At 61.4% G+C, this 1,284-nt stretch carries 1 protein-coding gene; it reads left to right on the top strand.

Annotated features, from left to right (window positions below; all coding sequences use genetic code 11):
• Window positions 1–89: 89 nt before the first annotated feature.
• Complete coding sequence (locus tag WFL93_RS24075) at window positions 90–1,253, top strand: IS481 family transposase (protein ID WP_442955908.1); 1,164 nt, start codon at window positions 90–92, stop codon at window positions 1,251–1,253.
• Window positions 1,254–1,284 lie beyond the last annotated feature (31 nt).

The following is a 1,284-nucleotide window of genomic DNA, read 5'->3' as shown; positions in this document are numbered from 1 at the left end:
TGTTCAGTCCGGGGAGATCGTGAACACTTGTTCGGGGACATGGTAGACACTTACAACTAAGGCATAAGAACCCGTTTATGGAGTCGCTTATGCCCTGGGATGCGAGAGATACCATGTCATTACGTACTGAGTTTGTTCTGCTCGCCTCGCAAGACGGGGCGAACATCCGCGAGCTGTGCCGCCGCTACGGCATTTCTCCCGCCACCGCCTATAAGTGGCTTCGCCGCTGGGCTGAGGAAGGGCCGTCCGGTCTTCAGGACCGCTCACGCACGCCCCATCATTCCCCCGGCAGGTCGCCCGACGACATCACTGACCTGCTGCGTATGGCGCATGAGCTTCATCAGCGCTGGGGAGCACGCAAGATTAAGCGCTGGCTCGAAGAACGCGGACACCGCATGCCCGCCTTCAGCACCGTCCATAACCTGATGGCCCGCCACGGCCTGCTGCCGGGACTGGCTCCGGGTATCCCGGCCACGGGGCGCTTTGAACACGCGGCCCCGAACCAGCTCTGGCAGATGGATTTTAAGGGCCACTTTCCCTTTGGCGGCGGCCGCTGCCATCCGCTTACCCTGCTGGACGACCATTCCCGGTTCTCGCTGTGCCTTGTGCACTGCGCTGACGAACGGCGCGAGACGGTACAGGAGCAGCTGGTCAGCGTCTTTGAGCGCTACGGCCTGCCGGACCGGATGACGATGGATAACGGCTCACCGTGGGGCGACACGACCGGGACCTGGACGGCAGTGGAGCTGTGGCTGATGCGGCAGGGTATCCGGGTGGGCCACTCCCGGCCTTACCATCCGCAGACGCAGGGCAAGCTGGAGCGCTTTCACCGCAGTCTGAAGGCGGAAGTGTTGCAGGGAAAGTGGTTCGCGGATAGCGGAGAGCTGCAGCGCGCCTTCGACCACTGGCGGGCAGTCTACAACCTCGAACGCCCGCATGAGGCGCTGGATATGGCGGTGCCGGCGTCGCGCTATCAGCCATCATCGCGGCAGTACAGCGCCCGCGTATCGTCACCGGAATACGACGAGGGCGTGATGGTCAGGAAGGTGGATATCAGCGGGAAGCTGAGCGTAAAAGGCGTCAGCCTGAAGGCAGGCAAGGCGTTCAGGGGAGAGCGGGTTGGGCTGAAGGAGACGCGGGAAGACGGTTACTACGAAGTGTGGTGGTACAGCACAAAGGTGGGGGTGATCGACCTGAAGAATAAGTCGATCACCATGGGTAAGAATGTTAAAAAGTGTTCACCATGTCCCTGAACACCCGTTTACCATGTCCCCGGACTGTACA

The sequence above is a fragment of the Pantoea sp. USHLN256 genome (assembly GCF_037149875.1).
Lineage (GTDB): Bacteria > Pseudomonadota > Gammaproteobacteria > Enterobacterales > Enterobacteriaceae > Pantoea > Pantoea nemavictus.
Note: the sequence above shows the minus strand (reverse complement) of the source record. Positions and strands in the feature narration are given on the sequence as shown.

Excerpts from the sequence above, each read along its gene's own strand:
- WFL93_RS24075 (WP_442955908.1), top strand. The coding sequence starts at position 90 with ATGCCCTGGGATGCGAGAGATACCATGTCATTACGTACTGAGTTTGTT.